Source organism: Pseudoalteromonas sp. SG41-5 (assembly GCF_014164495.1).
Classification (GTDB): Bacteria; Pseudomonadota; Gammaproteobacteria; order Enterobacterales; family Alteromonadaceae; genus Pseudoalteromonas; species Pseudoalteromonas rhizosphaerae.
This window is the reverse complement of record NZ_JACJFH010000001.1, coordinates 54,667-75,468: the sequence shown is the minus strand read 5'-3', so window position 1 is coordinate 75,468 and position 20,802 is coordinate 54,667. Positions and strand designations below refer to the sequence as shown.

General features: G+C 41.1%; 20 protein-coding genes. 13 read left to right on the top strand and 7 right to left on the bottom strand.

All coding sequences use genetic code 11. The annotated features are described in order from the left end of the window. The first annotated feature begins 23 nt into the window (after positions 1-23). A complete protein-coding gene (locus H5232_RS00375; protein WP_182739241.1) occupies positions 24-1,355 on the top strand; it encodes a dicarboxylate/amino acid:cation symporter in 1,332 nt (443 codons plus the stop codon). Between the two features lie 69 nt (positions 1,356-1,424). On the opposite strand, the gene sohB is transcribed toward H5232_RS00375, so the two are convergent. Both sohB and H5232_RS00365 read right to left on the bottom strand, forming a co-directional pair. Beyond that, positions 1,425-2,441, bottom strand: coding sequence for a protease SohB (gene sohB / locus H5232_RS00370; RefSeq protein WP_182761305.1), 1,017 nt, complete (start codon positions 2,439-2,441; stop codon positions 1,425-1,427). Between the two features lie 96 nt (positions 2,442-2,537). Next, on the bottom strand, positions 2,538-5,009 hold the full coding sequence (locus tag H5232_RS00365) for a VolA/Pla-1 family phospholipase (RefSeq protein WP_182794441.1): 2,472 nt from the start codon (positions 5,007-5,009) through the stop codon (positions 2,538-2,540). 250 nt (positions 5,010-5,259) lie between these two features. Between H5232_RS00365 and H5232_RS00360 the strand changes: the two genes are divergently transcribed. Then, positions 5,260-6,006, top strand: coding sequence for a YciK family oxidoreductase (locus H5232_RS00360; protein WP_182734863.1), 747 nt, complete (start codon positions 5,260-5,262; stop codon positions 6,004-6,006). A gap of 221 nt (positions 6,007-6,227) precedes the next feature. Here H5232_RS00360 and rluB read toward each other — a convergent pair whose 3' ends face one another. The 3 genes from rluB to H5232_RS00345 form a co-directional block, all read right to left on the bottom strand. Further along, positions 6,228-7,097 (bottom strand): 23S rRNA pseudouridine(2605) synthase RluB, encoded by an 870-nt coding sequence (gene rluB, locus H5232_RS00355; RefSeq protein ID WP_145233749.1) that lies wholly within the window; start codon positions 7,095-7,097, stop codon positions 6,228-6,230. Then, positions 7,094-7,684, bottom strand: coding sequence for an SMC-Scp complex subunit ScpB (gene scpB, locus H5232_RS00350; protein ID WP_182830439.1), 591 nt, complete (start codon positions 7,682-7,684; stop codon positions 7,094-7,096). Before scpB ends, rluB begins: the two co-directional genes overlap by 4 nt. Positions 7,685-7,853: 169 nt before the next feature. Beyond that, positions 7,854-8,285: an exonuclease III gene (locus H5232_RS00345; protein ID WP_145233745.1), complete on the bottom strand. Its 432-nt coding sequence runs from the start codon at positions 8,283-8,285 to the stop codon at positions 7,854-7,856. A 248-nt stretch (positions 8,286-8,533) separates the two neighbouring features. On the opposite strand from H5232_RS00345, the gene xthA reads away from it, so the two are divergent. The 3 genes from xthA to rlmA are packed head-to-tail and all read left to right on the top strand — an operon-like array spanning position 8,534 to position 10,826. Continuing rightward, the gene (gene xthA / locus H5232_RS00340) at positions 8,534-9,340 is read left to right on the top strand and encodes an exodeoxyribonuclease III (RefSeq protein WP_182734793.1); all 807 of its coding nucleotides are present in this window, start codon (positions 8,534-8,536) and stop codon (positions 9,338-9,340) included. A gap of 29 nt (positions 9,341-9,369) precedes the next feature. After that, complete coding sequence (locus H5232_RS00335) at positions 9,370-10,017, top strand: energy-coupling factor ABC transporter permease (RefSeq protein ID WP_182730992.1); 648 nt, start codon at positions 9,370-9,372, stop codon at positions 10,015-10,017. After that, entirely contained in the window at positions 10,014-10,826 is an 813-nt protein-coding gene (gene rlmA, locus H5232_RS00330) for a 23S rRNA (guanine(745)-N(1))-methyltransferase (RefSeq protein ID WP_182794440.1), read from the top strand. The genes H5232_RS00335 and rlmA overlap by 4 nt, the downstream gene beginning before the upstream one ends. Here rlmA and yfbV read toward each other — a convergent pair. Next, positions 10,807-11,253 carry a terminus macrodomain insulation protein YfbV gene (yfbV, locus tag H5232_RS00325; protein ID WP_145234096.1) on the bottom strand — a complete coding sequence of 149 codons (447 nt, stop codon included), beginning with the start codon at positions 11,251-11,253 and terminating at the stop codon, positions 10,807-10,809. The genes rlmA and yfbV overlap by 20 nt on opposite strands. A 318-nt stretch (positions 11,254-11,571) precedes the next feature. On the opposite strand from yfbV, the gene H5232_RS00320 reads away from it, so the two are divergent. The 7 genes from H5232_RS00320 (at position 11,572) to H5232_RS00290 (ending at position 18,231) form a co-directional block, all read left to right on the top strand. Further along, the gene (locus tag H5232_RS00320; protein WP_182830438.1) at positions 11,572-12,783 is read left to right on the top strand and encodes an acetate kinase; all 1,212 of its coding nucleotides are present in this window, start codon (positions 11,572-11,574) and stop codon (positions 12,781-12,783) included. Between the two features lie 2 nt (positions 12,784-12,785). Then, positions 12,786-14,936, top strand: a complete 2,151-nt coding sequence (gene pta, locus H5232_RS00315) for a phosphate acetyltransferase (RefSeq protein WP_182830437.1) — start codon at positions 12,786-12,788, stop codon at positions 14,934-14,936. Positions 14,937-15,160: 224 nt separating this feature from the next. Continuing rightward, entirely contained in the window at positions 15,161-15,559 is a 399-nt protein-coding gene (locus H5232_RS00310; protein ID WP_145233734.1) for an ACT domain-containing protein, read from the top strand. After that, entirely contained in the window at positions 15,559-16,053 is a 495-nt protein-coding gene (locus H5232_RS00305; RefSeq protein WP_145233732.1) for a PTS glucose transporter subunit IIA, read from the top strand. Before H5232_RS00310 ends, H5232_RS00305 begins: the two co-directional genes overlap by 1 nt. A 5-nt stretch (positions 16,054-16,058) precedes the next feature. Continuing rightward, entirely contained in the window at positions 16,059-16,406 is a 348-nt protein-coding gene (locus H5232_RS00300) for an ArsC family reductase (RefSeq protein ID WP_182717896.1), read from the top strand. Then, positions 16,403-17,533: a succinyl-diaminopimelate desuccinylase gene (gene dapE / locus H5232_RS00295; RefSeq protein ID WP_182830436.1), complete on the top strand. Its 1,131-nt coding sequence runs from the start codon at positions 16,403-16,405 to the stop codon at positions 17,531-17,533. The genes H5232_RS00300 and dapE overlap by 4 nt, the downstream gene beginning before the upstream one ends. Beyond that, the gene (locus tag H5232_RS00290) at positions 17,530-18,231 is read left to right on the top strand and encodes a M15 family metallopeptidase (RefSeq protein WP_182830435.1); all 702 of its coding nucleotides are present in this window, start codon (positions 17,530-17,532) and stop codon (positions 18,229-18,231) included. Before dapE ends, H5232_RS00290 begins: the two co-directional genes overlap by 4 nt. Here the strand turns inward: H5232_RS00290 and H5232_RS00285 are convergent. Further along, complete coding sequence (locus H5232_RS00285) at positions 18,212-19,093, bottom strand: DMT family transporter (protein WP_182830434.1); 882 nt, start codon at positions 19,091-19,093, stop codon at positions 18,212-18,214. The genes H5232_RS00290 and H5232_RS00285 overlap by 20 nt on opposite strands. Positions 19,094-19,433: 340 nt before the next feature. Between H5232_RS00285 and H5232_RS00280 the strand changes: the two genes are divergently transcribed. Next, positions 19,434-20,798 carry a tetratricopeptide repeat protein gene (locus tag H5232_RS00280; RefSeq protein ID WP_182830433.1) on the top strand — a complete coding sequence of 455 codons (1,365 nt, stop codon included), beginning with the start codon at positions 19,434-19,436 and terminating at the stop codon, positions 20,796-20,798. The last annotated feature ends 4 nt before the right edge of the window (positions 20,799-20,802 follow it).

Sequence of the window (20,802 nt, the reverse complement as noted above, 5' to 3'; positions counted from 1 at the left end):
TTTATAAAAAATAGATTGTTACTATGTCAAAAATCCGTTCAATGAGTTTAACCACCCGTATCATGATAGGTATGTTTCTGGGGGTTGCTGTAGGCTTCATTTTCCAAGCAATATTAGCTGGCGAAGACGATTTTCTAATCCCACTTGGATTATTCTCTTTGCCAATTAAGAGCTTTTTTGTTGATGGTTTATTTCATATTGGTGGACAAATATTTATCGCCAGTTTGAAAATGTTAGTTGTACCGCTGGTATTTGTATCACTTGTTTGTGGTACATGTAGCTTAAGTGACCCGAAAAAATTAGGCCGTTTAGGCGGTAAATCAATCGCTCTTTATCTTATTACTACCGCAATTGCAATTACGGTTGCGATTACCTTGGCATTATTAGTTAATCCAGGGGAAGGGATTAACTTACCTTCTGAAGCGACTTATAGCGCAAAAGAAGCACCAACTCTTGCACAAGTAATCATTGGCATGTTCCCAACCAATCCAATTGATGCCATGGCAAGCGGCAATATGTTACAAGTAATTGTATTCGCATTGCTATTTGGTATTGCAATGGCTCTTGGCGGCAGTGCTGGTAAACGAGTAGCGGTTGTTTTTGAAGATTTAAACACCGTGATCTTAAAGTTAGTTACCTTATTAATGAATGTGGCTCCTTATGGGGTGTTCTGCTTAATGGCGAAGCTATTCACTACTATCGAGTTGAACTTGATAGTCAGCTTAGCTAAATATTTTGGTGTTGTGGTGGCTGCATTATTTTTCCATGCATTTATTAATTACAGTTTATTACTGAAATTTTTAACTGGATTAAACCCGATTATCTTTTTGAAAAAAATGAAGCATGCCTGTTTATTTGCATTTAGCACTTCAAGTTCAAGTGCAACAATGCCTATTACACTTGAAACAGCCACTAAAAAATTAGGGGCAAAAAATTCAGTTGCGTCATTTACAATTCCACTCGGTGCCACTATTAACATGGACGGTACAGCAATCATGCAAGGTGTGGCTACGGTATTTATTGCACAAGTCTTCAGTGTTGATCTAACAATTTCAGATTACTTAATGGTAATTTTAACCGCCACTTTAGCGTCTGTAGGCACCGCTGGTGTTCCTGGCGTAGGCTTGATCATGCTTGCCATGGTCCTGAATCAAGTTGGTTTACCTGTTGAGGGCATTGCCATCATTATTGGCGTTGATAGGTTACTTGATATGACTCGTACGGCGGTCAATGTCACAGGCGATTGTATGGTGACATGTGTGGTTGCTAAATCTGAAGGTGAACTAGATGAGGCAGTATTTAACGACCCAAATGCAGCCAAAGACTTAGAGGATTATCACAAATCAACTGACTAAAGTTGTCCGTGTATAAATGAAAAAACCCGCAAATTTGCGGGTTTTTTTATCATTTAATAACGGAAACCTTTATGGGTTTAGCCCTTTTAAACGAGACAATAATGATATACCGGTTTTGTTAACAGTGTTACTCAACCCGATAGCAAGCTTGTCGCTTAAGCTCTTTTTAACTTTATATTTAATTTTATATATTTGTCGCTCATCTTGATACTTAAGTAATGTGTCATCACTGGTTTCTATAGTATCGACTAGACCTTTTTCAAGCGCTTGAGTCGCAAACCAGTGCTCACCTGTTGCCACTAAGTTAATATCTAAACTTGGCCGTTGACTGCTAACAAACTGTTTGAATAAGTCATGAGTTTGCTCTATTTCTTCTTTAAACTTCTCCCGTGCTTTATCTGTATTTTCACCAAATAAAGTTAAGGTACGTTTAAACTCACCCGCAGTGATTTGTTCAAAATCAACATCGTTTTTCTTCAGAATTTTATTAAAATTTGGAATTTGTGCTATCACACCAATAGAGCCAACGATAGCAAACGGTGCGGCAACAATTTCATCAGCGACACAGGCCATCATGTAACCACCACTGGCAGCAACTTTATCAATCGCAACCGTAAGGTGAATACCTCTATTTTTAATGCGTTGTAGCTGGGAAGCAGCAAGTCCATAGCCATGAACCACCCCGCCACCACTTTCTAGCCTAACCAACACTTTGTCTTGCTTAGGATCGGCAATTGCAACAATTGCGGTAATTTCTTCACGTAAACTATCGACTTCATGGGCATCCATACTACCATTAAAATCAAGTACATATAATCGTGGTTTCGACTGTTCATCAGTGCTTTTTTTAGCATCATTCTTTTGGGCTTTATGGTGCGCTTTTAATGCTTTTTTAGATAAGGTGCTTGCAATAAAATCATTTTTCAAATCATCTAACTGCTCAGAAATATCATCAATCTCAATCTCACCTTTTTTACTTTTAGGCTTTATCGCTGCAGCGACACTAATTAATATTACTGCTGCAACGGCAATCACAAACGTCGCCGTTTTAGCTAGAAACAGCCCGTACTCATATAGAAATTCCAATCGTATTCTCCAAACAAAAATTTCGTCTAATTTACCATTGAAACAAAAAAAAGCCACTTTTCAGTGGCTTTTCATTTATTTTAATACTCTAGAAAGTTAGTCAGTGACAATCTCAGTATTTTGAATAGATAACGCTCTCCCTCGGGTGACCAAATAAGTCGCAATCTGTAATTGCATTTCAGTTGTCGTGGCTGCGCTTTCTTCAGCCGTTGCACCTGCATCAGGATCTGGGCTAAGCACTGAGCTGTGATGCCCTTTGGTAAATTTAACTAAATAGCTCATACCATCCTCAGTAGGCGTTTGCGTCTGGGTTACTGTCGTTAAGCCCATTAAGTTAGCAAGAGGCAGTGAGCCTGCAATTGGGTTATTTGCAGTCATTGGTGGGATCACTTGATCTGGTTTATTGCCATTAGCTTCACCATCACCTACAACCACATTCATATAAACAGGTGTGCCAAGCGCTTTTATAGCTGATGCATAGTTTGTTGGATCGCCGCTATCAAGAGCCGTCTGTGCTGCAAATGAGAACTGACTCAAAATACCTTGAATCTTAGCAAGCTTAGTCATTTCACCAGCTGCATTTAACGAAGTGTAATATTCGCCATAACCACATGAAATACTCTCGTTCGTTGGCGCTGCTTCACCACAGTTTGATACAGCAGGACCCTCTCTATAAGTTTGAAACTCAGCTGATTCAGACGTCCCAGCTGATAGCAATACAGAGCCTTGCACAAATGGGCCAAAACTCGCCGATTCTAATAAAAAGCTAGCTATCCCACCACCACCGCTAGCGAGTGCGACACTATTGATTTTAAACAAGCCATCAACTTGGCTATCAAAAGGTGCATTTGCTTGAGCAACAAAAGCAGGAGCAACTACTGAGCCAAGTGAATGGCCGATAAACACTACGTCAGAGGTGTTGAGTGATGTATCATCAACAAAATTGAGGCCTAGACGCAATGCTAGTAAATCAGCCGCAGACTGCCTTAAATTGTCACGCGCAACGAGTAATGATTGCAAGTTCATGTACGCAAGTACAGATCCCTCCCCTTTAGTCGCATTAAAGTCGTCTTTACCATCGTCATCCACGTCAATGCCACGCTCACCATGCACAGGGTGATCTATGGCAACCGTTGCAAAACCTTGAATCGCTAAACTAGCCGTTAACGCCAGCATGTGCTCTTTTTTTGAAGTAATGCCATGTTGCATAATAACAACAGGCCAACCACCCGCTGGCATTTCAAGTGCCGGCATACCAGTTTGTGTCCTGATAGCGTTTATCACAGGCAGAATAGGTTTTGTTATCTGTACAGGCACTTCTTGCAGGCTTTGCATTTTAGGGAGCGGGTTATATTTCGTTAAGTGACGAGTAATGTCAATTTTTGGGTAATCGTGTAGCTTTCCTTCACTTAAACCTTGGCAGAGCTGCTCATATGGACCAATACCAAACATTGTTGGATCAATTTCATCTTCTTTTCCTGCGTCGCGCAGTGCTTGATCCGCTGCTTGCTGATTAAGTACGGCAACAGGGCTTGAACACATGCCTTGCCAGTATGTATCAGCCAACTTTGAAATTTCTTTCCCTTCTGGTTGAGATAAATACATAGCCAGTGTCACACTGCCTCTTTGGTACTGCACCCCATTAAATGCTGGTGACACATTAGTTATGTCAGGATCACTAAGAAGCACTTCAGCTACTGTCAGCATATCCTGCTCTGGTATTTGTACCTGTGGTTTTGGCAAAGCTGGATTTTGTAAGCTCGCTGCTAGCAATTTTTTAATAGTACCAAGCACTGGACCTACAGATTGAATGGTCATCGCTGCTGAATATATAATCTCATCTTTAGTGATCGTGCCGCCTGAAATAAGTACATTTTCATAGCTATTTACCACGCCCTGCAGCGCGAGTTGCGATTCAGTTACTAATGGGGCTTCCTGTTTTACTAATCCGTAGGTTGAAGATGGCTGGATTGAACGCCCTAATGAGTCTTTAAGCTCAGTCGTCAGCACATTAATATACGAGCTGCCAGCTTTAAACGGTTTTAATGGAATAATAGCAACCGCATTGCCACTTGCTTTAGTGATGAAATCAACGCCAAAGGTTAATTCACCTAATAATTTACATCCTGCTCCAGCGGGTACCGCTGCGCAATCTGCATCTGTTAAACTAGCGCCCATAACAACTTCAAAAATACGCACAGCTCCCGGCGCACCAGCCGAACTTTCATCAAGGCTCACATTCGCAGGAAAGGTAAGATCTACTTTATAGGGAACTTGGCTAGACCAGCCATCAAGTGCACCTAGTGCCAGTGACGGGTTAGCATAGGCGCTTCTTGGCACTGATGCACCATTAGCACTCAACTCACCGGGAATATTTATAGTGCCATCTTTTGTACCACTCATTAATAAATCATTTGGTACTGAAATAACCCCATTTGCGGGATCAAACTTCACTGTAGCTGATGGAATAACTGGTGGTGTATCATTTTTAACATCTTCTAACGTTTCACCGCCGCCGCAACCAGCTAGAGCAGCTGTAATTGCAAGTGAGAGTAGCATTTTTTTCATATTGTTTGCTCCGCACGTAATCTTTTTTTTATGTGTGTTGATAAATAAGTGTAGCTAATTTTGTTACTAATTCTTTTAAGTTTTCGCGTAATATTTAGTTAAAATAATGTAATTAGGTTATTAATAAGACATTAGACCAGTTAAAGTTAACGTAAAGTTTCAAATTTCGCCACCTTATTTTGCAATAAATTCGATAACTTGGTGTTTTGCTATGTTAAAATCAATCAAATTGATTTTTTGGACCTTTATTATGCAAACCTATAAAGCGGCTGATAATGCCCTACAAGACAAAGTGATCTTAGTAACTGGTGCAGGTGACGGCATTGGCCGAGTGGCTGCAATAACTTATGCCAAACATGGCGCAACGGTTATATTATTGGGTAAAACCACCAGCAAACTGGAAGCGGTATACGATGAAATCATTGCCGTTGGCGGGCCAAAACCTGCGATTGTACCGATGGATTTAAAAGGTGCAAGCAAACAAAACTTTCGTGATTTAGGCGCTACCATTGAACAGCAATTTGGTAAACTAGATGGCTTGCTCAATAATGCAGGAATAATTGGCTCACTGGGTCCACTTGAGCATTTTTGTTCATCAACGTTTGATAACATCATGAAAGTGAATGTTACCGCTCAAGCGATGATCACAAAATATATGTTTCCAGTTTTACGTAAATCTCCAAGTGCTTCAATTATTTTCACCTCTTCTGGGGTTGGTCGCCAAGGCCGTGAGTTTTGGGGCGCGTATGCCATTTCAAAATTTGCAGTTGAAGGAATGATGCAAACATGGGCATGTGAAGTAGGTAAAACGAATATCCGGATAAATTGTATTAATCCCGGCGCCACCCACACAGCTATGCGTGCCAGTGTCTATCCAGGCGAAGATCGCGATAAACTAGCCTGCCCTGAAGACTTAATGCCAACTTATTTATACTTAATGAGTGATGATTCAAAAGACGTCAATGGTCAATCATTAGACGCGCAAACAAAAAAATAATACCAGTCGTGTTAAGTTACTGACCATTTATAGCGACAGATAAATACAGTGATAACAAGGCAGGAATTTTGACATGTATTGCTCTACATAAAAAATCCCTAACGCAATTAGCACTTTATTTAGCCTGCTAGAATGGTTAAATATTTAAGTCGATTGGTATAAACCAAGTACTAAACATAAAAAAGCCGCTAATTAGCGGCTTTTTTAATGCAAGGCAGATATTAACGGCGTTTAGTTTGTTTAACGCGATTATTATGTTTTTTGACTGCTTTACGAATTTGATTAATTTTAGCGCGTTTATCTTTGCGTTTTTCAGGCATAACAGATAATTTTGTTTGCGTTTCACGGCCAAGCTTAACTGTTTTACGTAAGTAATTTACAGTCTCTAAATCTAGCTCAGCCCAACCACCTTGTGGTAGACGTTTATCGAGCTCTAACTTACCATAACGAATACGAATAAGACGAGAAACCTCAACGTCTTGAGACTGCCATAAACGACGAACTTCACGGTTACGCCCTTCTGTCAGCGTTACATTATACCAGCGGTTAATACCTTCGCCGCCCAGTGGTTTAATAGTAAGAAATTTTGCCATACCATCTTCAAGCTCAACCCCTTTGGTTAAATTTTTGATAGTTTCTGCTGTTACTTCACCAAATACACGTGCTGAATATTCACGCTCTACTTCGTAACTTGGGTGCATTAAGCGGTTAGCAAGCTCACCATCATTGGTGAACAACATTAAACCTGCGGTATTTATATCTAAACGACCAACAGCAATCCAACGTTCACCATCAACGCGCGGCAGGCGGTCAAATACTGTTCTACGTCCTTCAGGATCTTTACGTGTACATAACTCACCTTCAGGTTTGTTATACATAACAACGCGACAGATACGTTCAGCTTTTTCTTCAATTTTTACCGTATGGCCATCAACACGGATCTGGTCGGTTTCTTCAACACGATCACCCAGCTTTGCTACTTTACCATTAACACTGACACGATTTGCATCAATGTATTTTTCCATCTCACGTCGCGAACCTACGCCCGCTCTTGCTAAGACTTTTTGTAACTTTTCACCTTGTATACTCATTCGGATAGTTCTCTCACAGAAGGATCACTCAATAACTGGTCAATTTTACTTTGCTGCTGTTTTGGCAGTGGCGGTAAGTTATCTAAACCTGTTAACGAAAAATAATCTAAAAATTGTTTGGTTGTGGCATATAAAGCGGGCCTACCTGGCACCTCTTTATGACCAACAACATGTATCCACTCACGCTCGAGCAGACTTTTAATAATAGTTGAGCCTACGGTCACTCCACGTACTTGCTCTATCTCGCCCCGAGTTATCGGCTGACGATAAGCAATAAGCGAAAGAGTTTCTAATAGTGCACGGGAATATTTAGGCGCCCGTTCTTGCAAAAGGTTATTTAACCAAGGGGCTAAGCTGGCACACGCCTGAAATCTAAATCCAGTACCGACTTCAACTAAGCGAATACCACGGGTTTGATAATGAATTTGGATCTGTTCAATCGCGAGGTTAATACGTGTCATAGACACACTTAACTCAGTTAATACGGTGTCTTTTAAATGCCGTTTACTGACTGGTTTTCCCGCAACAAAAATCGCCGCTTCAATGATCTCAACAAGCTGCTCATCACTGATTCGTTTCGTAGCCATTTTCGTAGCAGATTTTGTCACCATAGGCACCAAGACGTTGCGGTATATTCAGCGCGCTATTATGCCAGATCAATGCAAAGGTTGGAAAAGTTATTCTATAAAAATGTAAAATAGCAGCGATTAAAGCGCTGCTATTTTAGATAAACGAGCTAGTGCGTTACATTTTTAATCAAATTGTCGCACCTTGATATCGTTTCACAAACTCAGTAACCACTTCACCATTACAGATCAATGAGTTTAAGTTTGCTATTTTTTCTTTCACTGGAGCCAAACCTTGCTTCAAGGCAGTAATACATAGCTGTGTTTCTGCCTGTGAGTTTTTAGCAAACACTTCAATTACTTTTTCTTGGCGAACTTTATCATCCACTTTTTTTGCAATATCACGAATATCATCACCATTACACAAAATACTTTTTGAATAACGTGATAAATACACCCCGTGCTGGGCTGCAACTTTGCGTGCTGCAGTAAATCCTTCGTTAGCACTGATTGAGCATAATTTAGATTCAATTTTATGATCAGCATTATAATAATGTGCTGCACTGGCAGTCTCAGAGAAAGCAGTCGCTGCGACGAATAATGCTAATAATTGTAGTTTCATGATTTACCTTTAAGTGGAGTTATATTTTGAGCAATTTTTGCGCATTATATAGACCGAAGTTTACAAATCAACCGAATTATCTATTTAATTTTTTATTTAAAAAAGCGTTAACAATGTTTAATCAAAATTCATACTTTGTTCAACAATTGAGCGGCTTATTATTATAAATAAGCGCATGTACCATACGCCAATTGATGGTAGAATTTGCCATAATCTGCAAAAAGATAACTCTAATTAAAGGTCAAGCCATGAAAGTAATTTCATTTAACATTAACGGGCTGAGAGCTCGTCTGCACCAATTACAAGCAATCATAGATAAACATCAGCCTGATATTATCGGCTTACAAGAAATAAAAGTACATGATGAAGCTTTCCCACTTGAAGATGTTCAAAATATGGGTTACCACGTTTATTTTCATGGTCAAAAAGCACATTATGGCGTAGCTATGTTATGCAAAACTGAACCTAAGTCTGTGGTTAAAGGATTCGCAACAGATACTGATGAATCACAAAAGCGCATGATCAGCGTCACTGTTAGCCAAGAAAATGGCCGTGATCTAACCGTAATGAATGGCTATTTTCCACAAGGCGATAACATTACTCATGAAACAAAATTTCCGTATAAGCGACAGTTCTACCGTGATCTAATGACTCACTTACAAAGCCACCACAGTAACGACGAGGATGTCATTGTCATGGGCGACATCAATATTTCTCCTACTGATCTTGATATTGGCATTGGTGAGGTTAATCGCAAGCGTTGGTTAAAAACTGGCAAATGTTCATTCCAGCCTGAAGAACGTCAATGGCTTGCAACCTTGCTAGATTGGGGCTTTACAGACACCTTCCGTGAACTTCACCCAGACACAAGCGAACAGTACTCTTGGTTTGATTATCGCTCTCGAGGCTTTGATGATAATCGTGGTCTACGCATTGACGTTATCCTAGCGACTCCAACTTTGGCTGCTCGTTGTATTGAAGCGGGAATTGACTATGAATTACGTGGTATTGAAAAGCCATCAGATCATGCGCCAATATGGTCAACCTTTAGTTAACGCTAATGGATAAGCTAACGACAATCCCGATAATAAGCATTGAACTTCAGGCAATTGCTTGGCTTGTTATCGGCTGTATTTTTTGGTCGAGTGTCAATAAGTCACACTACCAACATTTAATAACCACGCCAGCCCGTCAAACAGGCCTATTTGTCTGTGCGTTAGCATTTGCCTTATTGTGGCGAATTAAAGCCGGCATATTACCCGGTCTTGAACTGCATATTTTAGGTGTAACTGCCATAACGCTTATTTTAGGCTGGCGCTTTGCATTATTGAGCGCCACCCTAGCAAGTCTGCTATTAACGGCTTTCAATCAAATAAGCATTGCGCAATTACCTATCCACTTATTGTTAACCGCTTACTTACCCATTTTAGTCAGTTATGGGGTATTTATACTGTGTTATAACCTATTACCACGGCATTTTTTCATTTACATTTTTGTATGTACTTTTATTTGCGCCGCTTTCATCGCCTGCTTTAAGATTATCACCATTAGCTTATTTTATTATTTAACCGGCAATTACAATTGGTTTGAATTAAGTGAAAATTATCTCTATTTATGTGTCATTATTTGCTTTCCTGAAGCGATGTTAAACGGCATGGCCATTACCCTATTGATCACCTATCGCCCACATTGGGTAAAAACATTTTATGATAAGGATTACCTAGATCCATGAGTCTCGATTACCAATGCCCGCTCTGCCAACAATCGCTTGAGTTGCATACCAAAGTGCTAAAATGTATTAACAACCATAGCTTTGACACTGCAAAAGAAGGCTATGTGAATTTATTACCTGTGCAACAAAAGAACTCTAAGCAACCTGGCGATAATCTTGACATGGTACAAGCAAGGCGTGCTTTTTTAACCACTGGGCACTACCAGTTTTTACAACATGCCGTTGCACAGCGAGTTGCTCTGCAAGCACCACAACAGGTAATTGATTTAGGGTGCGGGGAAGGTTTTTATACTCATGCGATTGCCAATGCATGTACTGCACACGTTTATGGCGTCGATATATCAAAATCAGCAGTTAAATATGCTGCAAAGCGATACAGTAATTGTAATTTTAGCGTTGCATCAATCAGCCAAGCTCCATTTAATGATGGCTCAGCAGATGTATTAGTGAGTATTTTTGCCCCATTATTTGATGCTGAATTGGCTCGATTAGCAAAACCAGACGCTACATTGGTAGTTGCAAGCCCTGGCCCTTGGCATTTAAAAGAACTCAAGCACTATATTTACCGAGACGTCAATGCGCACACACCGATTGCTGCGCCTGTAGGGTTTGAGCTTATAGAGCAAGCATTATTAGAACAACAGATAAGCTTGCCATTTAAAGATGTGAAGAACTTGATCACTATGACTCCCTTTGCTTGGAAGTTTCGTCCTGAACATTGGCAACAACTAGAACAACAAGGTGAGCAAGTCGTCACCCTGTCATTTTATGTTAGTCAATTTAAACGTGTTACAGATTCTCTCGGGTAAACGCGCGGTCCATTTTATCAAACATATCATTGAGTAAATGGGCCAACTCTGCATAACGTGGTTTATCTTTAGGGACATGCCCTTGGTAGCCATTGGCTACCATTTTTGTATGAAGCTCTTTATACCAATGCTCCATCGCAGGCTCAAGTACAGTATCTGCACGCTTGCCTAACCACAGCAATCCCTGTAGCGGTAGAGATAAAAAAAACAACGCGATAGCGACTGCTTGAGGTAAAAAACTGCTGCCTAAATAATTAATTTGCATAAATAAAGTGAGCATTGCCAAAATCGGCATTACTGTAATTGCCAGCTCGGTGGCTTTGATCACTCTAAACTCCGTGAACAGAGGCGCTAATTCTTTACGCATAGGCCATTTTTTTGCATATTCACGACCAGTTTGGACTTGTGACATCACACTTTTTTGCATCATGACTCCTAGGTGTCGCTGGTATATTTATTAATGTTACCGCAATGAGTGTATCATATTCACGGTAACATTCCTGTGTAAAATCCCTTCCACCTTTTTCGTCCAAAACGTGTTTTTGATCATGGTTTAAACTTACCTTAAAACAATTAATGAGTTAAAATAAGCGCACGTTAAGTCAACTAGACTTTAGTATAGTCATTACAGATATCCATAGCAATTTATCGACCAATGACTCTTTTACTTTAATCACTATGCTCGAGTACTTGGTTATATAACAACTAAGCTTAATGCGCAATTGTCAAAAAATGGGATCCTGTTATGTCTTCGCAATCATCACCTCATCATGTTCTTGTACTGAACTGTGGAAGTTCGAGTTTAAAATTCGCTATTTTAGATGCCACCACATCTGAAGAAATCATTTCAGGTCTTGCTGAACGCCTAGGCTCATCGTCGCCATCTGTGAAATACAAATACCTTGGCAAAAAACAACTGATTGAACTTGCGCCTAATCAAGCTCACAGTGCAGCAATCGATACCTTAGTTAACCTTATTAACGAACACCATTTAGCTGAAAACCTTATTGCAGTAGGTCATCGCGTGGTTCACGGCGGCGAGCACTTTACTAAATCGGTACTGATTGACGACGATGTAATTAAAGGAATCACTCAAGCCGCTACGCTTGCGCCATTACATGGGCACGCTAATTTATTAGGCATTGCTGCTGCGCAAGCATCATTCAAGGGACTACCGCAAGTAGCAGTGTTTGATACCGCGTTTCATCAAACCATGGGCAATGTTGCCTATTTATATGCCCTCCCTTATAAACTTTATACTGATTATGGTGTTAGACGTTACGGCTTTCATGGTACCAGCCATTATTATGTTGCAGGTCAAACAGCAGTCCTTTTAAACCAGCCTATTGAGCAAAGTAATTTTATCAGCGCTCACTTAGGTAATGGCTGCTCTGTGTGTGCAATTAAAAATGGCAAAAGTGTTGATACCAGCATGGGCTTAACTCCACTAGAAGGCTTAATGATGGGCACCCGCAGCGGAGATATTGATCCGGGTTTATTTAACTTTTTAACCACCCAACTTAACTACGATGCACAACAAATTGATGACTTATTAAACCAACAAAGTGGCTTACTGGGTATCAGTGAACTTTCTAATGACTGTCGTACAATAGAAGAAGCTGCTGTTGCAGGAAATGAAAAAGCCATTTTAGCATTGGAGATGTTTTGTTATCGTTTAGCAAAACAAATAGCCGCATTTATGGTGCCATTGCAACGCCTTGATGCGTTAATTTTTACCGGTGGTATTGGTGAAAACTCCGATATTATTCGTGATAAAGTAATAACACAACTGAGCTATCTTGGCCTTGATTGCGACAGTACAGCCAACCTTGCAGCCCGATTTGGCACACAAGGGGTTATCAGCAGTAATAATGCAAAAACAAAAGCAGTAGTAATGCCAACAAATGAAGAGTGGGTCATTGCTCTTGATGCCGCCTCAATTGCACAGGAGTTATAATTATGGCACGTCGAATTATGCTAGTACCTATCTCTACTGGGGTTGGTTTAACATCGGTCTCAGTCGGGTTAGTGCGTGCGTTAGAACAAAAAGCGGTCAAAGTTAATTTTTTCAAGCCCATAGCCCAGCCTCGCTCAGGTGAAACGGGCCCTGAAAAATCAACACAAATTGTCACCCAAGGCTCACCTATTACACCACCTACTCCTTTTGCACTAAATTATGCAGAGCAAATGATCGGGGATGGAAAAGGTGATGATTTACTTGAAGAAATTGTTGAGCGCTTTGAAAATGCCATAGGCAACGATGTAGTCGCAATTATCGAAGGTATGGTCCCTACTCGCCGCCAACCTTATGCAGGTAGAGTAAACCGCGAAATAGCACAAACTCTCGGCGCTGACATTGTGTTTGTGCTCACTCCTGGTAATGACAGTAACGATCAAATTGAAGACCGCCTAGAAATTGCAGCCGGGTATTATGGCAGTGTTGACCATGCCCGCGTATTAGGCTGTATTTTTAATAAAGTAAATGCACCACTGGATGATGAAGGCAGAGCACGCGCCGATCTCGTGGAAGCACATAAACCCGACGAGCTTGACAATGAGCTCAATCGCTTAGCATCTTTACCTATTTTTAGAAAACATCCGTTTATGTTACTTGGCTCGATCCCATGGGATTTTGAGCTGGTTGCTCCGCGCGTTAAAGATTTATGTGCGTATTTAAAAGCTGACGTGATCAACGAAGGTGATATGGCTCATCGTCGTCTACGCCGCGTAACATTTTGTGCCAGAACAGTGTCAAATATCTTAAATCATTTTACCCCAGGCGCACTGCTGGTGACCCCAGGCGATCGTTCAGATGTGTTAGTTGCGGCCTGTTTATCAGCTATGAATGGCACTAAATTAGGATCTATCTTATTAACTGGTGGTTTTAAACCTGAGCCACGGATCATGACCTTGTGCGAACAAGCGATGGCCACTGGCCTGCCAATCCTCAGTACAGATGCTGACACCTGGCGTACTTCATTGCTACTGCATAACTTTAATATGGAAGTACCGTGCGATGACGTACAACGAATTGATAAAGTAAAGCATCATAATGCCAGCCATATTGATTCTGACTGGTTAGATACGCTTGCTAAAAGTGTCGGCAAAACTCGTAAAATGTCACCTCCAGCATTTCGTTATTTACTCACGGATAAAGCCCGCCAAGCGGCAAAAACTATAGTGTTACCTGAAGGCAATGAGCCTCGCACAATAAAAGCCGCCGCTATTTGCGGTCAACGTGGTATTGCGAAGACCATTCTATTGGGCGATCGAGAAGAAATTGAACGTATCGCTATACAACAAGGTGTTGAGCTAAACGAAAATGTAACCATTATCGAACCTCATGATGTGATCAACGACTATGTTGCGCCTATGGTTGATATTCGTAAAAGCAAAGGCCTGACTGAAGTGGTTGCCCTTGAACAGCTCCAAGACAACGTTGTGCTTGGCACTATGATGTTAGAGCGTGGTCAAGTTGATGGTCTGGTTTCGGGTGCAGTAAATACAACTGCCAACACCATTCGTCCGCCGCTGCAATTAATAAAAACCGCACCAGGGTCATCATTAGTCTCGTCGGTGTTTTTTATGTTGCTGCCTGATCAAGTACTGGTATACGGAGATTGTGCTATTAATCCTGATCCAACCGCTGAGCAATTAGCCGATATTGCCATTCAATCCGCAGACTCAGCCGCCGCATTTGGTATTGAGCCACGAGTAGCGATGATAAGCTACAGCACCGGCACGTCAGGCACTGGGGCTGATGTAGAAAAAGTCCGTCTAGCAACAAAGTTAGCGCAACAAAAGCGCCCTGATCTGATCATCGATGGTCCATTACAATATGATGCAGCGATTATGGAAAATGTCGCACTTAAAAAAGCACCAAATAGTCCAGTGGCTGGTAAAGCGACGGTGTTTATATTTCCAGACTTAAATACCGGGAATACCACTTATAAAGCGGTGCAACGAAGTGCTGATTTGATAAGTATCGGCCCAATGTTGCAAGGTATGCGCAAACCCGTCAATGACTTAAGCCGCGGTGCTTTGGTTGATGATATTGTCTATACCATTGCGCTTACTGCCATTCAAGCGGCACAAGCCGAAAATATTTAATACCATGGGTAAAGTGATTGCGTGGTGATCACTTTACCCTGAGCATTTCTTTAGCTAATAATAATTATAAATAAAATAAATAACTTAGCGTTGTTATACCTCCCTATTCCCAACCTTATCCACAGAAATTGTGGACAACATTGCTCTTTTATTTAAGTAAGATAATCTATACTATTGATCAGTATACACAGATGGGAAGTCTCACAATTAAAAAAGGGGTAGCAATGTCTAAGCAAACGTTACAACTGCATAGTACGGCCTTTACCATTCATAGCCTTGATGTTGATAGCGAGATCCCCGCTGCTTTATTCAAACAATCAATGTTTATTATCGCCAAAACCAACGATGAGTTATCTATTGTTTGCCCTAGCCAGTTCGCCATTGAAAGCCTTGATGCTGAGCACGATTGGCGCGCGTTAGAAGTGATCGGTCCACTTGGTTTTTCATTAACCGGAATAATGGCAAATATTTCTGGAGTTTTAGCCAGAGCAAATATCTCTATTTTTGCTATTTCAACCTACGACACCGATTACGTTTTAGTAAAACAACAGCGTATTAAAGATGCCATCAGCGCGTTAAAAAAAGATGGCTATCAGTTTCTCAATGAGCCCAAATTAACATAATGAAATACACGGATATTAGTTATTTACCACAACGTCAGTTAGCGGCTAACAGTATTGCAATTTGTAGCCCTTTTAGTGGTAAAGTTGCCCCATTAAGTGAGCACCCAGAACCCTTCTTTAGCTACGGCACACTTGGCCCAGGGATTATGGTTGCCCTGAGCAATCATAAAATATTAGCGCCCTTTGATGGTACATTAATGCAAGTAAAAAATGCCGGTACTGAATTTATTTTACAAGCCAACAATGGCTTAAAAGTGCTTCTAAATTTATATTTAGACCAACAGCAACACATTAAACACACTCATATAGCCCAACTCAACGGCAGTAAAATAACCAAAGGGCAACGGCTCGCTTATTTTGATCTTAGAGATCTCAATAGCCCCTTACTTGCCAGCCTTATTTTACTTAACGGGCATCAACTTAAACCAATACATTATTCTTTATCTCAGGTTACAGCTGGGGTAGATACTCTTTTAACACTAACTAAGAAGTAATTAATATGACGACTCTTTACGGCATTAGTAACTGCGACACTATAAAAAAAGCCAAAAAATATTTAACCGATAACAACATTGACTTTAATTTTCATGATTACCGTAAAGACGGCATAAGCCTTGATATGATCACTGAGTTTGCAACGCACATCGACTGGCAAGATCTGGTCAATAAACGTGGCACAACCTATCGCCAATTATCAGATGAGCAAAAACAGAACCTTGATAAAGACACTGCCTTGGCAATTTTGGTAGCACAACCGGCAATGATCAAGCGCCCAGTGCTTATTCGCAACAACAGCTATCATTTAGGTTTTAAACCAGCGCAATACGATGAGATTTTTGCATCATGAATCATCCCGTCATCGAACTTGCGCAAGCCTTAATACAGCGTCGCTCAGTCACCCCTGAAGATGCAGATTGCCAAACTATAATGAATGAGCGATTGGCACAGCTTGGTTTTAATATTGAATCACTGTTTTTTACTGACACCCAAAATACATGGGCGCGAAAAGGCGACAGCTCACCGCACTTTTGCTTTGCAGGTCACACTGATGTAGTACCAACTGGACCAGAAAAGAACTGGCAGCACCCGCCTTTCTCTGGCTTTCTAGCCGATGGCATGTTGCATGGCCGTGGTGCGGCTGATATGAAAGGCTCTTTAGCTGCCATGGTGGTAGCAACCGAGCGATTTGTAACTAAACACCCCGATCATAAAGGCTCAATTTCTTTTTTAATTACCTCTGATGAAGAAGGCCCTTTTATCAACGGCACCACGCGAGTAATCGATACGCTGGAGGCCCGAGGTGAAAAAATAGATATGTGTTTGGTCGGCGAGCCTTCATCGCGTGATGTACTGGGTGATGTCGTTAAAAATGGCCGCCGAGGCTCACTGACTGGCTTTTTAACTGTTAAAGGTATACAAGGTCATGTGGCTTATCCGCAACTTGCTCTAAACCCGATTCATATTGCAGCGCCAATGCTTGCCCAGTTGAGTCAAACGGTATGGGACAACGGCAATGAATTTTTCCCTGCTACTAGTTTTCAGATTTCAAATATTAATGGCGGTACGGGAGCTGGCAATGTGATCCCAAGCGAGCTTGAAGTGCAATTTAATTTTCGCTTTAGTACCGAAGTAACTCATCAGCAACTCCAGCAACGAGTTAACGACATTCTGGCTGAATATGATTTTGCATACGAGCTGAGTTGGATTGTTAACGGTCAGCCATTTATCACCGAAGGCGGCCCGCTTATTGATGCGACGGTTGCAGCCATCAAATCAATAACTGGCTTAAATACCGCACTTGAAACCACTGGCGGTACTTCAGATGGACGTTTTATAGCACAAACCGGCGCTAAGGTTATTGAACTTGGACCACGTAACGACACCATTCATAAAGTGAATGAGTGCGTTAATTGTGATGATCTCATTGCACTTGCTGATATTTACGAGCAAATTCTAGAGCAACTTTTAACATGATCCCTGCTAAGCTCACATCGCAACAGTTGGCTGAGTGTGCCTGTGGTAAAGACGAGCTACTGCTTGTTGATTATCAAGCTCATAAACTGCATAAAGACATTATTGATGACTTTATGCAGTTGCAAAATGCAGCTCGCGATGCAGGCTTTGCACTGACTATTGCATCAAGCTTTCGTAACTTTGAACGTCAAGCATTGATTTGGAATGCTAAATTTAATGGTCATCGACCTGTGCTCAATAAGCAGCAACAGCCCGTTGATTTAGCCTCCATGACAGACATTGAAAAATGCCATGCCATTATGCTTTATTCAGCCCTACCGGGAAGCAGTCGCCATCACTTTGGTACTGATCTGGATATTTTTGACAAAGCCAGTGTTTCTGATGACTATCAGCTGCAGTTAGAGCCGCACGAATACCAAGACAATGGCCCTTTTGCAGCGCTGACAAAGTGGCTTGATAGTCATTTAGAAAAGTATGGCTTTTATCGCCCTTATCAACATGATTTAGGCGGCGTTGCGCCTGAACCTTGGCATATTAGCCACATAGTGCAATCTGACATTTTACAACAACATCAGAGTTTAACCGTATTAGCTGATACTATAAATAACAGTCAGCTTGCCGGCAAAGCTGCTATTTTGGCGAATTTGCCGCAACTGTATCAGCGTTACGTGCTCAATGTCAGCCCTGCGGTTGTTTAGCCAGTAAAAAAACCAGCACAGCGCCAAGAATAACGGCGCTGGCAATAACAAACTGAATGCTTAGTTCTTCCGCTAAAAATAACATCCCTGCCAGTGCAGCTATCACTGGCACACACAGCTGAACCACTGCGGCTTGACTGCTTTTTAATAAGGGTACGGCAACATACCAAACACTATAGCCAATACCCGACGCAAGAGCACCAGATGCACATGCAAGCGCGATCCCCTGCCAACTGATCCCCGATAAATAACCAAAACCCACGATCAACAATATCGGTAATGCAAATAAACTACGCACAAAATTAAACGTTGTGGTTTTCAGTGGGGATAGGCACACTTTTCCGCGAATACTGTATATCCCCCACGCAATACCGCTAATCGTCATTAATAATGCTGGGCTCATTGACGGCATCGTTGCCGATGGCAGCATTAAATACACAAAACCAATGACTGCGATAATAAATGCACACCACTGTACAGTTGTGAGTCGCTCCTTGTTGAAAATCCCCCAGCCAATCATAGTCAATTGAACAGCTGAAAATAAAATCAACGCGCCAGTTCCGGTGTCCAATTCTATATAGGCAATTGAAAAACATAACGCATAAACCAGTAAGCTAACACTGCTGCGCCAACTACCACGTTCATGCTCTGTATTATTAAGATTGTTATCTTCCCTAGCTACAGACTCTGTTGGTACTGCTTGTATAAGGAAAATAAATCCTAAACACAATGCGCCACTGAATAGCCGCAAAGCTGTAAAATTCCATGGATCAATGTAATTTTGTGCTAATGCCATACGACATAAAAGAGAATTAGCTGCAAATGCCACTAGGGCGAGTACCGTAAACAGTGTTGCTTTCAAAGTGATCCTTAGTTTTAATCTTGCTAAGCATTAAACCCTATGAGGTGAGTTATTCTATCGTTTAGTAGTCGGCAACCACTCGATCCATTAATTAATCAACATAATAAGAAAATCTGCTACCTGTTTGCCTGAAGTATCTATTTATACAGGATTGCCATAATAGCGCAAAGCTTACCTATTGTTTTGATCATTCGAATGTATCGTGCAACAACTCAGTGACCAATGATCGCGTAACTATTTCTTATAAACACGGTGATTGCTACGCTTTTTTACATTGTTTAACATCTTCTCTGGATTAGATTATGCTAATCTGTATTAACGCTTATAAAAGGAGTGCCATGTGCAACGCAGTGTTATTTTTGGCTTTTGTGTCATGCTAAGTGGATGCAGCACCATTGGGTTTAGTGATCTGTTTTCAGATTACGCTACCCAAATGACGCCTGTACGCCAAGCTATTAAGACCAACAATATCGACCAAGCCCAACAGCTTTTGCCGACTAATGGGCAGTCACATAGTAACTACTTGCTCAATCAATTAGAGCAGGCCCGTTTAAGCAATTTAAATAATCAAAATGAGGCTGCAAGACCACAGTACGAAGCGGTATATCAGCAAATGGAAATAAAACGCCAAGCAGCAAAAATACAAGTAAGCGCAGGGCTTGAACAAAGTAACGCCCTTTTTACCAATGATTCAGTCATTAGCTATACGCCAGCGGCTTATGAAATGAGTATGCTGCACAGTTACCAAGCACTTAATTATATATATCAACATAATATTGAGGGCGCATTAGTCGAAGTTCGCCGTGCAAATAAAGTACAAACAGATGCGTTAACGGCTAATCAAGACGACATAGATGCTAGCGTGAAAGCAGCACAAAAACATTACCCAAGTATGGATGAGGTGATCAAAAACGTAAAAAATGGCTATCAAAATGCGTTTACATTTTATCTGTCAGGTTTGCTCTATCAAAGTAATAAACAATACGATGATGCATATATAGATTATAAAAAGGCACTAGAGATCAACCCTGAAAACACCTATTTGCAGCAGGTTGTGCTGCAATTAGCAAAACAGCAAGGGTTTGATCAAGATTTTTCCGAGTATAAAAAACGCTTTGCTGAATTACCAAAACAAGTCGCCAACAGCGGTGACGTTGTGATCTTGATCGAACAAGGTTTAGTGCCAGAAAAAGACGAATTTGTGTTGCGTCTGCCTATTTATACATCCGGTGGTGATGCCCGTTTTTATAGCTTAGCGATGCCCGTTTATAAAGATAGAGCTTATATACCAGCGGTTAGTGATATTAGTATCGGAACACAGATTTTACCTTTGAGTCCATTGGTAAGAATAGAAGCGTTAGCGGCTAAAACACTTGAAGAGCAAACACCGGCAAGAGTATCGAGGCAAATACTGCGGTTAGTCGCTAAAGAAAAAGTACGGGCAGAGCTGGCTAGAAGTGGCGGCGATGTGGGTAATATATTCGCTAATCTATACAACCTAGCCTCTGAGCAAGCAGATACCCGCAGTTGGTTAACTTTACCTAATCAAATCAGTGTTGCGCGCACCCAGTTAACAGCAGGAGACCATGTTTTAAAACTTGCCAATCAGAAAGACATAAACTTTACGGTTAGTAAGCAAGGGTTAACCTTGATTTATCTAACCTCTATTAACAACTATTTTAATTCCCATGTAGTGCAACTTTAGGAGC